This window comes from Vibrio sp. S17_S38, assembly GCF_014694375.1.
Lineage (GTDB): Bacteria > Pseudomonadota > Gammaproteobacteria > Enterobacterales > Vibrionaceae > Vibrio.
The window spans coordinates 60,677-77,934 of the sequence record NZ_JAAUWW010000014.1 but is presented as its reverse complement, the minus strand read 5'-3'; the positions used below and the strand labels follow the sequence as shown (position 1 = coordinate 77,934).

Sequence of the window (17,258 nt, the reverse complement as noted above, 5' to 3'; positions counted from 1 at the left end):
ATTGATTAATAATAGAGGTCATATGTCAAATTCTTCGCAACCGGTTCATCCTTACCACATTGTGGCCTCAGATCTAGATGGCACACTACTCTTACCCGATCACACCTTGGGTGACTTCACCAAACAAACACTGAAAAAGCTGCACCAACAAGGCTTTACTTTTATCTTTGCTACAGGCCGTCATCATGTGGATGTAGAAAGTTTTCGTGAAATCGCGGGCATTCCGGCTTATATGATCACCTCAAACGGCGCACGTGTTCATACGCCAGACAATGAATTATTTTATAGCAAAAACATTGAACCTGACCTGATTCAACCAATTGTGAATATCATCAAGCAAGATCCAACCAACAGCATCCATATTTATCGCAGCAATGATTGGCTCACCAATAAAGAAGACTTAAAACTCAGCCAACATCATCAAGAATCTGGATTCAATTACCAACTATTTGATGACAACAACGCGCCTACGGAAGATATAGCTAAACTATTCTTCACTCATCCAGATCATGAACATCTATCGAAATATGAAGCGGATCTGAAAGCGCAATATGGTGACCGTTTAAGTATCGCGTTCTCAACACCTTGGTGCTTAGAAATGATGGCGCTTAATGTATCTAAAGGTGATGCATTGCAAGCTGTCGCTCAAACTCTCGGTAAAGAGCTAGAGAATTGCATTGCTTTTGGTGATGGAATGAATGATGTAGAAATGCTATTAGCCGCGCATAAAGGTTTAGTCATGGAAACAGCACATGAAAAAGTGAAACTGGCTCTGCCAAATAACGAAGTCATTGGTTGCTGTATCGATGAAGCAGTCGCACATTATTTAGAAGACCACTTACTGTAGTTTTTATTTCAAATAGACATCGCTGATCCTAAATCAGCGATTCTTTCCCTTTATTATTTTCTTTTATTCCTTCCCTAAAATAGCGAACCATTCAGCTTTAGAAACGGGCATGATCGACAATCGATTACCTCTTTTAACCAGTGGCATTTCACTCAGTTCTGGCATCGCTTTCATTTGGCTCAAACTAATAATGCGATCGAATTTTCGCACAAATTCAATATCCACCATTACCCAGCGCGGATTACTAAAATCAGATTTTGGATCAAAATACGCACTGGCTTCATTAAATTGAAAATAATCGGGATAGGCCTCCTTAACAACCTTGGCAACTCCGGCCACCCCAATCTGCTTGCAAGACGAATGGTAAACTAATACCTCATCACCAAGTTTAATCTCATCTCTCATCATGTTGCGAGCTTGATAATTGCGCACTCCCTCCCAACACGACACATTTTTTGTCTGCAAAGTATCGATAGAAAAAGTGTCTGGTTCTGTTTTAAATAACCAATATGCCATAATGAACCTTACTCGTTATTGTCAGTCTATACCCAAAATAATTAACGGGTATTATTCCTCTCATTCACAACAAGGAAAAGTAACATGAAGGCTTTTACAATCCCACTGAGTTTTGTTGTGGTTTCTTTCTTAGTGGCTTGTTCTAGTCAAGCCCCAACCCAACCACAAGAACTTAAGCCAAAAACGACCGAACTTTCTGTGGTGAAAACCGTTGAGGTACAACCTTATATTCTGTTTGGCGAAGTAAGCTTTAAGGATAATGGTTATGTGATTCAACCTTGCAATAGCCAAACTCAATATTGGCTAGAATTGCCAGCTAGTATCTTAGCGCAGCTCAATCAACTCAAAGCAGACTCTCACACTTCATTTTATGCAGAGTTATTGGGTGAACTAAAACCAACGCCAACCAAGGGTAATTCTTCTGCTTATATTGCACGTTTTGTCGTTTCAGACCTTAACCAAATATCGCCTGAAATGGGCAATCAATGCCAGATCTCGCATACAACATTACGGGCTTTTGGTAATGAACCAAGCTGGAATATCGCGATAGAGAAAGGTATGGCCACCCAAACGAATATAGATAATAGCCAAACCAACAGCGCCATCAATAAAAGCAACAGCAGCCAAACTCAGCGCCGCTATCAATTTGGGAAGAGCACTCTAACCCTCGATAAAGAAACCTGCCAAGACACCATGAGCGGAGCTTTATTTGCCTGGAGTGCCAATTTAGACACTCCAGATACAAACTTAAAAGGTTGCGCGGCACTGGCCAGCCAAAATGACTCAGTAACGTATACCGGCACCTATCAAAGCCAAGGCTATACACATGGCCTATCGACTCAATTAGAATTAAATTCGGACCATACTGCGAACACTCGTTATATATATAAAAATGGCAACCCAAGTTTAATCGAACATGGATTTTGGCAACAAGCGAACGGTCAACAACTGCATGTTGTCATGACCCAACACCAAGACAAATCAGTGGTATCGCAACGCTTGTTCACCATAAGAGGTTTTGAATTAAGTACCGATAAAGAACAAATCAACAATCAAATCTACCCACTTGGACAACGCCTAGAGCTCAATCGCATGCAATCAGAAGTCACCATGATTGAGAGTCAGGATAAAAAAACTCAAGGGCCTCTGCCCGATTTAACCAGTACATCCATCATCGCCAGCAAAAAATTTGATGAAAAAATAGATAAAACACTGAGAGATTACTTTGCTATGCATCGCACCAATCCAAAGGATAATCGTTATATTTGGCTAACTTATGACTTAAATGGCGATGGTAAAGACGAGTTATTGGCGATGATGAACTGGTGCGGAACGGGCGGTTGCACCATGTTAATATTTGAAAACCACAATGATGATTGGCGCTTCAATAGCCGTATCACCAGTATTCGCGGTCCAATAACATTAGCGAATTATGAACACAATGGCTGGCGTGATCTTATTATCCCGGTTAGCGGTGGCGGTGCAAAAGCGTCTAACCGCACATTGGAATATACCGGGGTAAGCTACCCCAACAATGCGAGCATGGCACCAGACTTTAAGGAAGAAAACAATAAATCACTAAGTTCAGTCGTATTATTTTCAGACCAAACATCACCGACCCACGGGGTGAAAATGTAAGGCTTACACCAATATTACCAGATGTCTTGCGGCCTAAAATACGCGGAGTAATGATACAATTTATTCTGCATATTTTTTATTGAGTTCAGCATGTCCAATACTACATCATCCACACCTCCTGCTTGCCCTAAATGCAGTTTACGTTACCAGTGTTTGTGTAATCAGCGCCCAATACTATCTTCCTCACTCAACATTGCTCTGCTCTCGCACCCCAAAGAACTCACTCGTGCCACCAATACTGGCAAACTGCTGCAACAGTGCTTACCTCATTGCGAAGTACATATTTGGGATCGCCTGCATCCACCAGCCGCTTTACTTGAACAAATTAAGCAAAGACCAAGTTATGTGGTATTTCCAAATGAAGATGCGGTCGATATGAATACGCTAAAAACTCAAACCGATCATACTTCACCACTGTTTATTATTTTGGATGGTACATGGCAAGAAGCCAAAAAGATGATCAACAAAAGCCCGTGGTTAAGCGCCTTGCCCAAAGTTATATTACAACCGAAACAAGAGTCTCATTACGCACTGCGCCGCAATCAAGCCACTGGTAACTTATGTACCTGTGAAGTAGGGATTGGGTTATTGACTGAATTAGAGGCTGGACATAAGCAAGAGGTAAAACAGCTACAAGATTACTTCGAGCTGTTTTTAGAAGTATATGAAGATGATAGGCATCATCGGGTGCATGCTCAAACCAATAGCACCCATAGAAAATAGGCACAATTGGACGAGCTCATCTCTGCCAATTTAAAGCAGCATAGATAAAAATTGCTGTAATCGAGGATGCTCTGGATTATCAAAGAAATCACTCGGACTTGCATCCACCAGTAATTCGCCATCTTGCATAAACAGCACTCGGTCAGCCACTTCACGTGCAAAACCCATTTCGTGCGTCACAACCACCATGGTCATCCCTTCGCTAGCAAGATTTTTCATAACTTCTAATACTTCCCCTACCATTTCAGGATCAAGAGCAGAAGTTGGTTCATCAAATAACATAATATGCGGCTGCATCGCTAACGCACGAGCAATTGCCACTCGTTGCTGCTGACCACCAGACAAATGGTTTGGGTAATTCGTCATCTTATCGGCTAACCCCACTTTATCCATTAATGCTTTGGCATCATTTTCAACATCAGCTTTACTGCGCTTAGATACCACCATTGGCGCAAGCATGACATTCTCTAATGCGGTTTTATGCGGGAATAGATTAAAACTTTGGAATACCATTCCTACATTCTCACGCAAAGTATTTATGTTAGTTTTACGCGCATACATATCAGTACCATCAATCACAATACTGCCATCATTAATGGTTTCTAATTGATTTAAAGCACGTAAAAAAGTTGATTTACCTGAACCTGAAGGCCCAACAATCACTACAACTTCGCCACGCTTAACTGTCGCGGAAACATTTTTTAAAGCATGACAACCGTTAGGATAAATCTTATTAATTTTTTCGGCGACGATCATTGGCTCACCTTGTAGTGTCGGCGAGTGAGTTTCATTAGAATTAATCACTGACAGATAACCTCTTTTCTAATATCTGAATGGCCCACGACAAACTACCTGTTAGCAGCAAATACAATAAAGCCACGGTAAACCACACTTCAAATGGCGCAAAACTACCACTGACGACCTCTCGGCCCGCTTTGGTTAAATCGGTAATCGCAATCACAGAAACTAAAGAAGAGTCTTTAATTAAATTAATAAATTGTCCTGCCATGGGTGGCAATACGCGTTTAAAGGCTTGCGGCAAAATAATATGAGTCATCGCTTGAGGATATGTCATACCTAATGAACGAGAAGCCTCCATTTGACCTTTATGGATAGATTGAATACCAGAACGGATAATCTCTGCCACATAAGAGGCGGTAAACATAGACAAAGCGACAACCCCTGCAGTGAATCGCTCTAAATCTAAAACCGTACCAATAAAGAAATACACAATGAAGATTTGAACTAATAATGGTGTGCCACGAATTAATTCAATATAACTAATGGCTAAATTGCGCAGTGCGATATTACTTGATAACCGCATTAACGCGACCACCATACCAATAACTACAGCAAAAACTAATGACATAACAGATAATTGAATGGTCACGATCACGCCTTTACTTAACGTGCCGAGTCGCCATTGGCTACGCTCCGCTAGAGTGTCGCCTTCAAATACCAAGTCACCATCTGTCACATTCAAGTTTTTAAACGGAGACAAATCCATTAACTCATCACCAGAAACCGATTGTAGGATCAATTTTCCTTGTGAATTAGTCACAACATCCCCATCACGAGGCGCGGTAATGATTTCGGGTTGAGTATTGATAACGTAAGGAACGACACGCTCCCAATTCCAATGATAATTAATACGTGAAGTGGATAAATAAATGAGTGAAAACAATGCGACAACAATGCCTACAAACACTAAATTCCAAAAAACTTTATTGGGTCTAGGTTGCATAAAAATTCTCTAGTGAACATATTTAAAATTGCATCAATAAAATACGGCCAGTGTTCATTGTAAAAATAAATCACTGGCCGTATTTAAGAGGAGATTATTGAACCTTGCTTAACCAAGAAGCCGATTTAAACCATTTGTTATAAATACGATCGTAAGTACCATCACCTTTAATTTGGTTTAAATAATTATTAAGGAAATTAAGGAAATCAGCATCGCCTTGACGAACTGCAAACCCAAGCGGTTCAAAGGTAAAGGGTTGGTCAAGATGAACCACTTGGCCTTTATTTTGCGCGGCATAAATCGCATTAAAAGGTAAGTCATAAACAAACGCATCAGCTTTACCATTCGAAACCTCAAGAGCGGCATCAGCGGTCGTTTCAAATTTATTTTGTTTTGCATTTGGAAGGAAGCGTTCAGCCGCCACAATACCTGTCGTACCAAGCTTCGTGGCAATGGTGTATTTAGCATCATTGAGATCACGATAACTGGTAACCGTACCGGCCAATTTAGAATTTAATAGAATACTTTGACCAATAACGACATAAGGTTGGGTGAAGTTGACTTGCATATTACGTTTGGCCGTAATAGTCATACCCCCCATGATCACATCACATTTATTGGTTAATAGAGCAGGGATGATACCGTCCCAAGAAGTATTCACTGGCGTAAATTTCACATCGATCGCTTTCGCCAACATTTGACCAAGATCGATATCAAAACCAATGAATTCACCATTTTTGGCTTTCATCTCAAAAGGCATATAACCGGCATCAAAGCACACACGCAGCTCACCTGATTTAGAAATGTTTTGTAACGTAGTATCTGCCATCGTTGACGTCGCGGCAAAAAGCGATACTGCAAGAGCAGCCGCTTGGATCATTTTTTTCATAATAACATCCGTGTTTATAATTATAGATCGAGCTCATCATGAACCTCGAAGAATAGACCTAACTAATAAGCCTTCATGCTTTTATAACAAACTTATCAATAGCATTAAACCTTTTAATCGACCTGTCACAACCTCCCTCACATCTATAGACCAATAAAAGCCAATAAATCATTCATCGAAGTGATCTCCACATCTGGCAGCAATATGGCATCATCTTGCTGTTTCAATACTTTGCCAAAATCATTCATCCAGCACGCTTGCATACCTGCATATTTGGCTCCAGCAACATCAGAAATCAAATTATCGCCAACGTGTAACACATTTTCGGCTGGTACATTTAAGTAGGCTAATGCAGTCGTAAACATATCTACATGCGGTTTAGCCCAACCATCTGGTCCTGCGTTTAGAACCAAGTCAAAATACTCGCCCAAGCCGATGTTAGCCGGGTTCACATTACCATTAGTGATCGCAATCAAAGGCATATGTTGCTTCAACTCTTTCATCACTTGATGAGTAAGATCAGGAACATCAATCTCATGGCGCCAAATTAGCACTTGTTCCATGACATCTTTCGCTGCTTGAGAGGCGCTTGGATCATCGTAACCCAAATGCATTAGCCCCTGACGGATCTGTTGAAAGCGCCACTCGCTAACATCGCTTTGCAAGAATGGCGTTTGCTTGGCAAGATTGAGTTTAAAGGTGCGCCATTGCTTCTGATCCATCTCCTTGCTAATCGGATGATGTTGATGCATCCATTGATTCGCCCTTTTTTCTACCGACATGATCACAGGATGATTGTCATAAAGGGTATCATCGAGGTCAAAGGTCATGGCTTTAATGGTCGGAATATTACGGTAGAATCGAAGTGGCATAAATAATCCTTATACAAGCAGTCACGAGAAGCGATAATGGTATTAATCCACTCAGTCGTCCGATTTTTTGATTTTCTTAGCTCTTGGGTGCGCTTTATCATACACCTGTGCTAAATGTTGGAAGTCTAAACTGGTATAAATTTGCGTGGTGGAGATATTTTCGTGCCCGAGTAGCTCTTGTACCGCACGTAAATTACCACTGGACTCAAGCAGATGGGTAGCAAAAGAATGACGCAGCTTATGCGGGCTAATGTGGCTTGAGACACCCTGCTTAATTCCCCACTCAGCCATACGTTTTTGCACATTACGATGCGAAATACGGCTACCGAGTTGAGACACAAATAAAGCCGGCTCACCTTCCGCCGCAAGGGATGAGCGAATATTTAACCAACGTTCTAACCATTCTTTTGCGTAACCCGATACCGGTACTTTTCGCTCTTTATTTCCTTTGCCAATCACGCGAATCTCGCCTTGATCCATTTTGCCATGACTTAAATGCACTTGTTTGGCATCAATGCTTACCAATTCAGCCAAACGTAAACCACCGCCATACATAAGCTCCATCATGGCACGATCTCGAATAGCCAATGGATCGTCATCTTGCACTTCCAGCAAAATTCCCATCTCATCGACATCAAGATTTTTCGGTAATGGTCGTTGTTTTTTAGGCGCGGATACACCTTTGGCAGGATTAGCTTTCAATAACCCAATCACAATAAGATAATCAAGAAAACTGCGGAGAGAAGAAAGGCGCGTGGCAATGCTGCTAGCCTTTAGGCCTTCGCGCTTAGCTTTGCTTGCCACTTGTCTAACCCAAGCAGCGTCAATCTCCTGCCAACCCGTAAGACCTGATTCAGAGAGCTGCAACGCGATAGTGCAAAGTTGTTGTTGGTAATTGGCTTTAGTGCGCTCACTCAAGCCTTTTTCATTGATGAGATAATCATAAAACTGCTGTAATGGTTGCGCGAAGCTGTCGGAAAGTTCGTCTGATTCAAAGCTCATGCTTAAGACTCATTCACACAACTGAGTTTTTCAACACTAACAGCGGAAGATTCAACCTCTTTATTATCATTTATCGACACCACTAAAAATGCCACTAAAGCACACAGATGTCGTAAAAATAAAGTATCCATCTCCGGTTGAAAGTGGCCACCTTCTTGGCTAGAAAATGCCAGTAGGCCCAACGAATCTTTACGCACTAAAGGTAAAATCACATAAGATCCTAGCTCTGATAATTCATCATTACTAAAACGTTCACCACCAAATAAAGCGTGGCGATCATGTCGATTTAAACGCCCTAAATAAGCCGGTTTACCATTAAGATGATTGGTTATAAAACGTTGGTAGGTTTCAGATTCCAAAGCCCATTTATTATGATTTTGATCGAGCAAAAAGATATGCGACTTCAACCCAATAGCATTGGAATAACCATCTAGCGCTTCAACTATTTGAGTCAGCGAATCACAACGTAATAGCTGTTGTTGCAGATCCATAAGTTGATGAAACGTTCGATCATTTTTCGCCGCCAGTGACATAAGTTGAGTAATGTCTTCTTCAAGTTCTTCAATTTTTTGTCGCTGACGACGCATTTGAATTTCAACTAACGACACCGCGCCTTGCTGAGAGTGCGAAATAGCTAATCGATCCAATAAACGCCCACGCTCAGCAAAAAAATCAGGATGATCTTTTAAGTAATCAGCCACAATTTCGGCAGTTAAATTATCAGCTGCTATTTTCTGTTCAGTTACGGACACCACAATGCACTCTTTTTATTCATTATTTAGCAAGTAATTTGACCATCATACACATGCGCCACAGGGCCAGTCATATGCAATGGATGACCTTCTCCAACCCAGAATATACGTAACTCTCCACCCGGTAATTGTACGGTGACTTCTGAATCGAGTAAGCCTTGATCTATACCAACAGCCACAGCGCCACACGCGCCACTGCCGCAGGCTTGGGTTTCGCCCGCGCCACGCTCATACACACGTAATTTCACGTTATTACGATCGATAATTTGCATAAAGCCCGCATTAACACGCTCAGGAAAACGCTCATGCGATTCCAGTAATGGCCCTATCGATTCAACATCAAAGGTATCCACATCATCAACAATGGTGACAACATGCGGATTGCCCATACTAACGGCGCCACAAAATAAAGTGTGTGCACCCGCACGCAAGATATAGGTCTTTTCGGCTTGCTTAGCTTTAAATGGAATTTTACTTGGCTCAAATACTGGATGCCCCATATTCACGGTAACGAGATCGTGACTTTCCACTTTTAATATCATGCGACCTTTTTTAGTGCTGACATTAATACTGTATTTGTTGGTTAAGCCTTTCATACGCACAAAACGCGCAAAACAACGTGCGCCATTGCCACATTGCTCTACTTCGCTGCCATCGGCATTAAAAATACGATAATGGAAATCTGTTTCTGGATCATAAGGCGCTTCTACCACCAACAATTGATCAAAACCAACACCAGTATGACGGTCGGCTAAACGACGGATCAGATCAGGGGAAAAGAAGATGTTTTGGGTAATACAATCGACCACCATAAAGTCGTTACCCAACCCGTGCATTTTAGAAAAATGGAAATGCATATCGCCTCGTTAATAACTCGTTTTAAATAAAACATCGCCTTAACCTACAATATTAGGTTAAGGCGATAAAATTTAGGTCTTACGGAAGTAAACTTTCCAATTCCCACAAAGACTCAATTTTTTCACGCTGACGAACCACATGCGCTTGGCTGCCATCGACAATCACTTCTGCGGCTCGACCGCGAGTGTTGTAATTTGATGCCATCACAAAACCATAAGCGCCAGCAGAACGTATCGCCAGTAAATCGCCTTCTTCAAGCACTAATTCACGGTCTTTCCCAAGGCAGTCACCGGTTTCACAAATCGGGCCGACCAAATCATACATGAGCGCTTCACCTTTACGCGGCGCGACAGGCACAATATTCATCCAAGCTTGGTATAAAGAAGGACGAATTAAGTCATTCATTGCTGCATCAATAATGGCAAAGTTTTTGTACTCAGTTGGTTTTAGCAATTCAACCTTCGTCAATAAAATTCCTGCATTCGCAGCAATAGCGCGTCCAGGTTCAAAAATTAATTCAAGATGACTGTGATTTTCTAAGCGAGACAATAACGCTTTAGCATAATCGGATGGTTGTGGTGGTAATTCATCACGATATACCACACCTAAACCGCCACCAACATCAAGATGACGAATATGAATCCCTTGCGAGGTTAGCTCATCAATTAAGGCCAGCAAACGATCAGTGGCATCAATAAATGGCGTTAGTTCGGTTAACTGAGAACCAATATGGCAATCGATGCCTTGCACATTCAAATTCGGTAAGCTGTTAGCAAACGCATATACTTGTGGCGCACGATCAAACGCGATACCAAATTTATTATCACGCAAACCAGTGGAAATATAAGGATGAGTATGCGCATCAACATCAGGATTAATACGCAGAGAAATCGGGGCAATCACACCCAACTCACCCGCCACTTTATTTAAACGCTCAAGCTCAGGTTCTGATTCAACGTTAAAACATTTAATCCCTAACTCTAAAGCTCGCTTCATTTCTGCGGCAGTTTTACCCACACCAGAGAATACGATTTTTTTCGCATCGCCACCGGCTGCAATAACACGCTCAAGCTCACCGCCAGAAACAATATCAAAACCAGAACCTAAGCGAGCCAACACATTTAACACACCAATATTCGAATTGGCTTTAACGGCATAGCACACCAAATGAGGATGGTTTGCTACCGAAGAATCAAAGGCTTTCCAATGACGCTCAAGAGTGGCACGTGAATACACATAAAGTGGAGTTCCGTGCTGTTGTGCAAGTTCAGTAAGCGATACATCTTCAGCCCAAAGCTGACCATCATCCTGATAATTAAAATAATCCAATTTTGTCTTCCTTACTGTGCCGATTCTGTAGGTTGAGATTGTTGCGTTTCTGTCTTCGATTTTTCATCACTTTCTACTGGTGTAGTGGTAACCGAACCATCAGAACCTTTAATCGAGATTGTGCCCGTATTGGTTGGCTTTGGTTCATCTTTTGGTAAATAAAGTGGACCCGTCTGACCGCATCCTGCTAACGTTGTTACCATCAAGGCAAACCATGCTAAAGTATGTTTTTTCATATCGATATCGTGATTAATGATTTAATGCCCTCTATAATCGCACCACACACAAGAAAAGCAATACCAAACACCCCAAGATCAAGTGATATCGAAAGCATTATCTGCCCATGTTTATCAACAAAGGACAACCAAACAATGAATGATACCGAATTCCACCAATTGGTCGATATTCAAATGACCGCCATCGAAGAAGCCATTGACGATTCAGGCGCAGATATTGATTACGAAGTGTCGGGAAATGTGATGACGCTTGAATTTGAAAACCGTAGTCAAATTATTATTAATCGCCAAGAACCAATGCATGAAATTTGGCTGGCGTCTAAATCAGGCGGTTATCATTTTAAGTATGTTGATAACAACTGGATCTGCTCAAAAACAGGCATTGAATTATTTGCCTTGGTCAAAGAAGAATGTGCCAAGCATGCCGATGAAGAGATTGAGTGGGTATAAGCGATGCCTTTTGATCCCAACAACGCTAATAAGGTTTTAGATGCTAATGGACTGCGCTGCCCTGAACCGGTAATGATGGTGCGTAAAACCATCCGCACACTGCAAGATGGAGAAACTTTGCTTATTACCGCCGATGATCCCTCCACCACGCGTGATATTCCAAGCTTTTGCCGTTTTATGGATCATCAATTGATTGCCGCTCAAATTGAGCAATTGCCTTATCAGTTTTTGATCAAAAAAGGGTTATGAGTTTCTCAGTATTCCAAAATCAAAAAGGCCGTTGAGTGGTATTCACTTAACGGCCTTAAAACATGATAGAACTTGTATTACCCAGTTGATACTTTGCCTAGCATCAAGCATCAAGCATCAAGCAATAAAAACTTAAACGCGATCAATATCAACACCACACCACCAGCCAGTTCAGCTTTACTTTCAAGCCAAGTCCCACTTCTTCGACCAATAAACACACCCAAGAAACTGAATACAAAAGTGATGAAACCAATAATGGCACAAGCTAAAAATGGATTCACATCCAATAAAGGTAAACTAAATCCTGCAGCCATCGCATCGACACTGGTCGCAATCGCAAGCGTAAGCATTATACGGTGAGTAATTTGGCTAATATCCTCTTCAATTCCTTCTGAAAAAGACTCATACACCATCTTGCCGCCAATAAATAACAATAAAATGAAAGCAATGTAAGGAGCATAATCTTCAACCCACCCTAAAACGCCATGACCTCCAAGGAAACCAATAAATGGCATTAATGCCTGAAACACGCCAAAATAAATACCCGCTTTTAATGCTAAATTAATTGGCTTAGTTTGCTCTGTGCCTATTTTGGATCCCAATCCAATCGATACCGCAAAAGCATCCATACTTAACGCTAAAGCCAACAAAATTACATCCAACATTGCTTATCTCTCTCCAATATCGCCACTCAACTTACATCAATGTGATTCTTTTTGCCTTTTTCAGGCTTATTTTTCGGCCAAAGCTTATAAGTTCTTCTCTTTTACTGCAATCCTTAGCTTTTACTGTAATCACAGATTGAGGCGAATAAGTGAACTCGCTATACTAATCCACTATTTTAAAAGATCGCGCGAACATTAGTAGGCAAATCACATTATGCAAAAATACGACGTCAAAACCTTTCAAGGAATGATCCTCGCGCTGCAGGATTATTGGGCCCAAGTAGGCTGTACCATTGTTCAACCTTTAGATATGGAAGTAGGCGCTGGCACTTCTCACCCTATGACTTGCCTTCGCGCGATCGGTCCCGAGCCAATTGCAGTGGCTTATGTTCAACCATCACGTCGCCCTACTGATGGTCGTTACGGTGAAAACCCGAACCGTTTACAGCATTACTATCAATTTCAAGTAATCATCAAACCATCTCCAGACAACATTCAAGAACTGTACCTCGGTTCACTTGAAACGTTAGGCATTGATACTTTAGTGCACGACATTCGTTTTGTAGAAGACAACTGGGAAAACCCAACGCTGGGCGCTTGGGGTTTAGGCTGGGAAGTATGGCTAAACGGTATGGAAGTAACACAATTTACTTACTTCCAACAAGTCGGTGGCCTTGAGTGTAAACCAGTAACCGGCGAAATCACTTACGGTATTGAACGCTTGGCGATGTACATCCAAGGTGTTGATTCTGTTTATGACTTAGTGTGGACAGATGGCCCATTAGGTAAAGTAACTTACGGTGATATTTTTCATCAAAATGAAGTTGAACAATCAACTTACAACTTCGAGCACGCAGATGTGGACTTCCTATTTGGCTTCTTTGACCAATGTGAAAAAGAATGTCAGGAGCTACTTGCGCTAGATAAACCGCTTTCCCTTCCTGCTTACGAACGTATTCTAAAAGCCGGTCATGCGTTTAACTTACTCGATGCGCGTAAAGCGATCTCAGTAACTGAACGTCAGCGTTATATTTTGCGTATTCGTAATTTAACCAAATCAGTTGCAGAAGCTTATTACGCCTCTCGCGAAGCATTAGGTTTCCCGATGCTTAAAAATACATCCAACACTAGCGAGGAGAAGTAATCATGGCGAAGAATTTCTTAATCGAACTCGGAACAGAAGAACTGCCACCAACACAACTTCGCACGCTAGCGGAAAGCTTTGCAGCTAACTTTGAATCTGAATTAAAAGCCGCGAATATCGCTCACGCTGGAATTAAATGGTACGCCACACCTCGTCGCTTAGCATTAAAAGTAACCGATTTGGAAGAAGGCCAACAAGATAAAATCATTGAAAAGCGTGGCCCCGCGATCGCTTCTGCATTTGATGCTGATGGTAACCCAACCAAAGCGGCTCAAGGCTGGGCTCGCGGTAATGGCATTACGGTTGAGCAAGCCGAGCGTGTGAAAACCGATAAAGGCGAATGGTTACTGCACAAACAACAAGTCAAAGGCCAAGCGGTAAAAGATTTAGTGGTTGATATGGCCGCTAAAGCACTGGCTAATCTTCCGATCGCCAAACCAATGCGTTGGGCAGATAAAGACATCCAATTTATTCGCCCAGTCAAAACCTTGACCATTTTGTTAGGTGATGAGCTTATCGAAGGTGAAATCTTAGGTGTGGCGTCTGCTCGCATTATTCGTGGTCACCGCTTTATGGGTGAACGTGAGTTTACTATCAATAACGCCGATCAATACCCAACATTACTGGCTGAAAAAGGCAAAGTAATGGCCGATTACGAAGAACGTAAAGCGATCATTTTACGTGATTCACAAAAAGCGGCAGCAGCGGTTGGCGGTACTGCGGATCTAGAAGATGATCTAGTCGAAGAAGTGACTTCTTTGGTTGAATGGCCAGTAGTATTAACCGCTAAGTTTGAAGAAGAGTTCTTAAAAGTGCCTTCTGAAGCTTTGGTTTACACTATGAAAGGCGACCAAAAGTACTTCCCTGTCTACGATGACAACAAGAAGCTATTACCTAACTTTATCTTCGTATCGAACATCGAATCAAAAGACCCTCGCCAAGTGATCGAAGGGAATGAGAAAGTGGTTCGTCCACGATTAGCCGATGCGGAATTCTTCTTTAATACAGACCGCAAGCGCACGCTAGAATCCCATCTGCCAGAGCTTGAAACGGCTATTTTCCAAAAACAACTTGGCACCATTAAAGACAAAACCGATCGCATCACTGAATTGGCGGGCTTAATTGCCGAAGCTATTGGCGCGGATGTGGTTAAATCAAAACGAGCAGGCTTATTAGCTAAGTGCGACTTGATGACGTCAATGGTATTTGAATTTACCGACACTCAAGGCGTCATGGGTATGCACTATGCTCGCCATGATGGTGAAGATGAAGAAGTAGCAGTGGCGCTAAATGAGCAATACATGCCACGCTTTGCCGGTGACTCACTACCAAGTTCAGATGTAGCAGCAAGCGTTGCTATGGCAGATAAGCTGGATACGCTGGTGGGTATTTTCGGTATTGGCCAAGCGCCAAAAGGTTCTGATCCATTTGCGTTGCGTCGCGCTGCATTAGGTATTTTGCGCATCATCGTTGAGAAAGGTTATAACCTAGACTTAGTGGAATTAATTGCTCAAGCCAAAGCTCAATTTAAAGTTGATCTTAGTAACAAGAATGTAGAAGACGACGTACTTGAATTCATGCTTGGTCGCTTCCGCGCTTGGTATCAAGATGCTGGCTTTAGCATCGATATCATCCAAGCGGTATTGGCTCGTCGTCCGACTAAACCATTAGATTTCGATCAACGCGTAAAAGCGGTATCACACTTCCGTGGTCTAGATGCAGCCGAAGCACTTGCGGCGGCAAACAAGCGTGTGGGTAATATTCTGGCTAAATTTGATGGTAAATTAAGCGCCGACATTGATCTTACTTTATTGCAAGAAGATGCTGAAAAAGCTTTAGCAGAAGAAGTTGAAGTGATGACCGAAGCACTCGAACCTGCATTCGCAACGGGTGATTACCAACAAGCGTTAAGTAAATTGGCAGCACTGCGTGAGCCAGTGGATGCTTTCTTTGATAACGTGATGGTTATGAGCGACGATGAAGCACTAAAGAAAAATCGTTTAACTCTGCTGAATAACTTACGTAACTTGTTCTTACAGATCGCGGACATCTCTTTATTGCAAAAATAAACCAATAACGTGAACCGATAAGAGTTGTTACTAAAAGACTCTTGGGATTAACGTTAATATTGGTCATGATAAGCCCAAGCTATAATTTAGCTTGGGCTTTTTATTTTTGAGTACGAAAAGAAAAGGATTCGATTTACGTGCCAATATTGCAACAGCTTCACCGCTGGTTCACGGCTAAATTCAATCGACTCAGCGGGCAAAACCTACTGTTCGCTTTACTGATCTACTTGGTCATCGCTTGGGGTTTATTGAATTTTGCTCAAGAAGAGGCTTTAACGCCTTTTTCTGATTTTATTTATTACATCATGGTAACGGGATCAACCGTCGGTTATGGCGATATGTCACCCCAAACCGAACTAGGAAAATGGATCACCGCTCTATTTATTATTCCCGGTGGCGTGGGGCTATTTGCAATGGTGGTTGGCCGCTTAGCGGCTAATGCTATTCAACTATGGAAAGCACGACTAATGGGACACAAAAAAGTGAACGTAGAAAATCATATTTTAATTTTAGGTTGGAGCGAAGAACGCACACCCCACCTTATCGAAATGCTGTTACATGAAATCAAAAGCTCACATCAAGACATCGTGTTGTGTTCAGCACAAGAAATTGAAAACCCGTTTCCAAGCAAGATCGAATTTGTTCATGTCAGCTCTTTTACCGACCAAGCCGATATGCAAAAAGCCTGTGTCAATAAAGCTAAAACCATCATCATTGATTTAGACAGCGATAACGACATTATGGCGGCTGGATTAAATTGTGCTAATGAAAATCCTAACGCACATATCGTGACCTACTTTAGAGATGCACATCTTGGTACCCTACTTAAGCAGCACTGTAAGAATGTCGAATGCATTCCATCCATTGCCTCAGAAATGATAGCCAAATCAGCCGTTGATCCCGGCTCAAGTCAATTGCATTATGAACTGGTGAATAACGCGCTCGGCATGACGCAATACATGGTCAAATATCAAGGCCAACCCACCAGCTTTAATACAATATTTTCTCGCTTTAAGCAGCAATACGATGCGATTTTAATCGCCATTAATCAAGGTAATGGCTTGGCTCTCAATCCACCGCTGGAACATGTCATTCAATCTGGCGATGTGTTGGTTTATATTGCAGATGAACGCATCACCAACATTGATTGGAAAGCCTTTATTTAATATCTTATTCACCGAGCCCTTAAAGCCATGACTCAACTCATGGCTTTTTTGTTGCTCGCCTCTACACTGCCTCTTTTTATCAACACCACAATCAGGTATGTTTCAGCAT

At 41.9% G+C, this 17,258-nt stretch carries 18 protein-coding genes and 1 pseudogene; 8 read left to right on the top strand and 11 right to left on the bottom strand.

The features are described 5' to 3' along the window. Nucleotides 1-22: 22 nt before the first annotated feature. Complete coding sequence (locus HC725_RS11935; RefSeq protein ID WP_190332046.1) at nucleotides 23-847, top strand: Cof-type HAD-IIB family hydrolase; 825 nt, start codon at nucleotides 23-25, stop codon at nucleotides 845-847. A 63-nt stretch (nucleotides 848-910) separates the two neighbouring features. Here the strand turns inward: HC725_RS11935 and HC725_RS11930 are convergent, their stop codons facing one another. Beyond that, complete coding sequence (locus tag HC725_RS11930; RefSeq protein WP_190332045.1) at nucleotides 911-1,363, bottom strand: EVE domain-containing protein; 453 nt, start codon at nucleotides 1,361-1,363, stop codon at nucleotides 911-913. Between the two features lie 84 nt (nucleotides 1,364-1,447). Between HC725_RS11930 and HC725_RS11925 the strand changes: the two genes are divergently transcribed. Together HC725_RS11925 and HC725_RS11920 are read left to right on the top strand one after the other, a co-directional pair. Next, nucleotides 1,448-3,001 carry a hypothetical protein gene (locus tag HC725_RS11925; protein WP_190332044.1) on the top strand — a complete coding sequence of 518 codons (1,554 nt, stop codon included), beginning with the start codon at nucleotides 1,448-1,450 and terminating at the stop codon, nucleotides 2,999-3,001. Nucleotides 3,002-3,091: 90 nt separating this feature from the next. Continuing rightward, on the top strand, nucleotides 3,092-3,724 hold the full coding sequence (locus tag HC725_RS11920; protein ID WP_190332043.1) for a tRNA-uridine aminocarboxypropyltransferase: 633 nt from the start codon (nucleotides 3,092-3,094) through the stop codon (nucleotides 3,722-3,724). 30 nt (nucleotides 3,725-3,754) lie between these two features. Here the strand turns inward: HC725_RS11920 and HC725_RS11915 are convergent, their stop codons facing one another. From HC725_RS11915 to lptM, 9 genes and pseudogenes are all read right to left on the bottom strand, one after another. Next, nucleotides 3,755-4,480 (bottom strand): amino acid ABC transporter ATP-binding protein, encoded by a 726-nt coding sequence (locus HC725_RS11915; protein ID WP_190332075.1) that lies wholly within the window; start codon nucleotides 4,478-4,480, stop codon nucleotides 3,755-3,757. 40 nt (nucleotides 4,481-4,520) lie between these two features. After that, nucleotides 4,521-5,468, bottom strand: coding sequence for an amino acid ABC transporter permease (locus HC725_RS11910; RefSeq protein ID WP_190332042.1), 948 nt, complete (start codon nucleotides 5,466-5,468; stop codon nucleotides 4,521-4,523). Between the two features lie 94 nt (nucleotides 5,469-5,562). After that, entirely contained in the window at nucleotides 5,563-6,357 is a 795-nt protein-coding gene (locus HC725_RS11905) for a transporter substrate-binding domain-containing protein (RefSeq protein WP_190332041.1), read from the bottom strand. A 143-nt stretch (nucleotides 6,358-6,500) separates the two neighbouring features. Further along, nucleotides 6,501-7,229 (bottom strand): 5-amino-6-(5-phospho-D-ribitylamino)uracil phosphatase YigB, encoded by a 729-nt coding sequence (yigB, locus tag HC725_RS11900; RefSeq protein ID WP_190332040.1) that lies wholly within the window; start codon nucleotides 7,227-7,229, stop codon nucleotides 6,501-6,503. A gap of 51 nt (nucleotides 7,230-7,280) precedes the next feature. Continuing rightward, the gene (gene xerC / locus HC725_RS11895) at nucleotides 7,281-8,231 is read right to left on the bottom strand and encodes a tyrosine recombinase XerC (RefSeq protein ID WP_190332039.1); all 951 of its coding nucleotides are present in this window, start codon (nucleotides 8,229-8,231) and stop codon (nucleotides 7,281-7,283) included. 2 nt (nucleotides 8,232-8,233) lie between these two features. Beyond that, a complete protein-coding gene (locus HC725_RS11890; RefSeq protein ID WP_342365950.1) occupies nucleotides 8,234-8,983 on the bottom strand; it encodes a DUF484 family protein in 750 nt (249 codons plus the stop codon). A 26-nt stretch (nucleotides 8,984-9,009) separates the two neighbouring features. Next, a complete protein-coding gene (gene dapF, locus HC725_RS11885) occupies nucleotides 9,010-9,840 on the bottom strand; it encodes a diaminopimelate epimerase (protein WP_190332038.1) in 831 nt (276 codons plus the stop codon). Between the two features lie 79 nt (nucleotides 9,841-9,919). Then, complete coding sequence (lysA, locus tag HC725_RS11880; RefSeq protein ID WP_190332037.1) at nucleotides 9,920-11,170, bottom strand: diaminopimelate decarboxylase; 1,251 nt, start codon at nucleotides 11,168-11,170, stop codon at nucleotides 9,920-9,922. Nucleotides 11,171-11,307: 137 nt separating this feature from the next. Beyond that, a pseudogene (gene lptM / locus HC725_RS16720) lies at nucleotides 11,308-11,406 on the bottom strand (LPS translocon maturation chaperone LptM); the annotation flags it as partial. Nucleotides 11,407-11,541: 135 nt separating this feature from the next. Here lptM and cyaY point away from each other — a divergent pair. Both cyaY and tusA read left to right on the top strand, forming a co-directional pair. Next, a complete protein-coding gene (gene cyaY, locus HC725_RS11870) occupies nucleotides 11,542-11,856 on the top strand; it encodes an iron donor protein CyaY (protein ID WP_190332035.1) in 315 nt (104 codons plus the stop codon). A 3-nt stretch (nucleotides 11,857-11,859) separates the two neighbouring features. Further along, a complete protein-coding gene (gene tusA / locus HC725_RS11865; protein WP_190332034.1) occupies nucleotides 11,860-12,105 on the top strand; it encodes a sulfurtransferase TusA in 246 nt (81 codons plus the stop codon). Nucleotides 12,106-12,215: 110 nt separating this feature from the next. Here tusA and HC725_RS11860 read toward each other — a convergent pair whose 3' ends face one another. After that, complete coding sequence (locus HC725_RS11860; protein WP_190332033.1) at nucleotides 12,216-12,770, bottom strand: manganese efflux pump MntP; 555 nt, start codon at nucleotides 12,768-12,770, stop codon at nucleotides 12,216-12,218. A gap of 214 nt (nucleotides 12,771-12,984) precedes the next feature. On the opposite strand from HC725_RS11860, the gene glyQ reads away from it, so the two are divergent. From glyQ to HC725_RS11845, 3 genes are all read left to right on the top strand, one after another. Beyond that, entirely contained in the window at nucleotides 12,985-13,914 is a 930-nt protein-coding gene (gene glyQ, locus HC725_RS11855) for a glycine--tRNA ligase subunit alpha (RefSeq protein ID WP_190332032.1), read from the top strand. A gap of 2 nt (nucleotides 13,915-13,916) precedes the next feature. Further along, nucleotides 13,917-15,983 carry a glycine--tRNA ligase subunit beta gene (gene glyS / locus HC725_RS11850; RefSeq protein ID WP_190332031.1) on the top strand — a complete coding sequence of 689 codons (2,067 nt, stop codon included), beginning with the start codon at nucleotides 13,917-13,919 and terminating at the stop codon, nucleotides 15,981-15,983. 137 nt (nucleotides 15,984-16,120) lie between these two features. Further along, nucleotides 16,121-17,149: an ion channel gene (locus HC725_RS11845; RefSeq protein WP_190332030.1), complete on the top strand. Its 1,029-nt coding sequence runs from the start codon at nucleotides 16,121-16,123 to the stop codon at nucleotides 17,147-17,149. Nucleotides 17,150-17,258 lie beyond the last annotated feature (109 nt).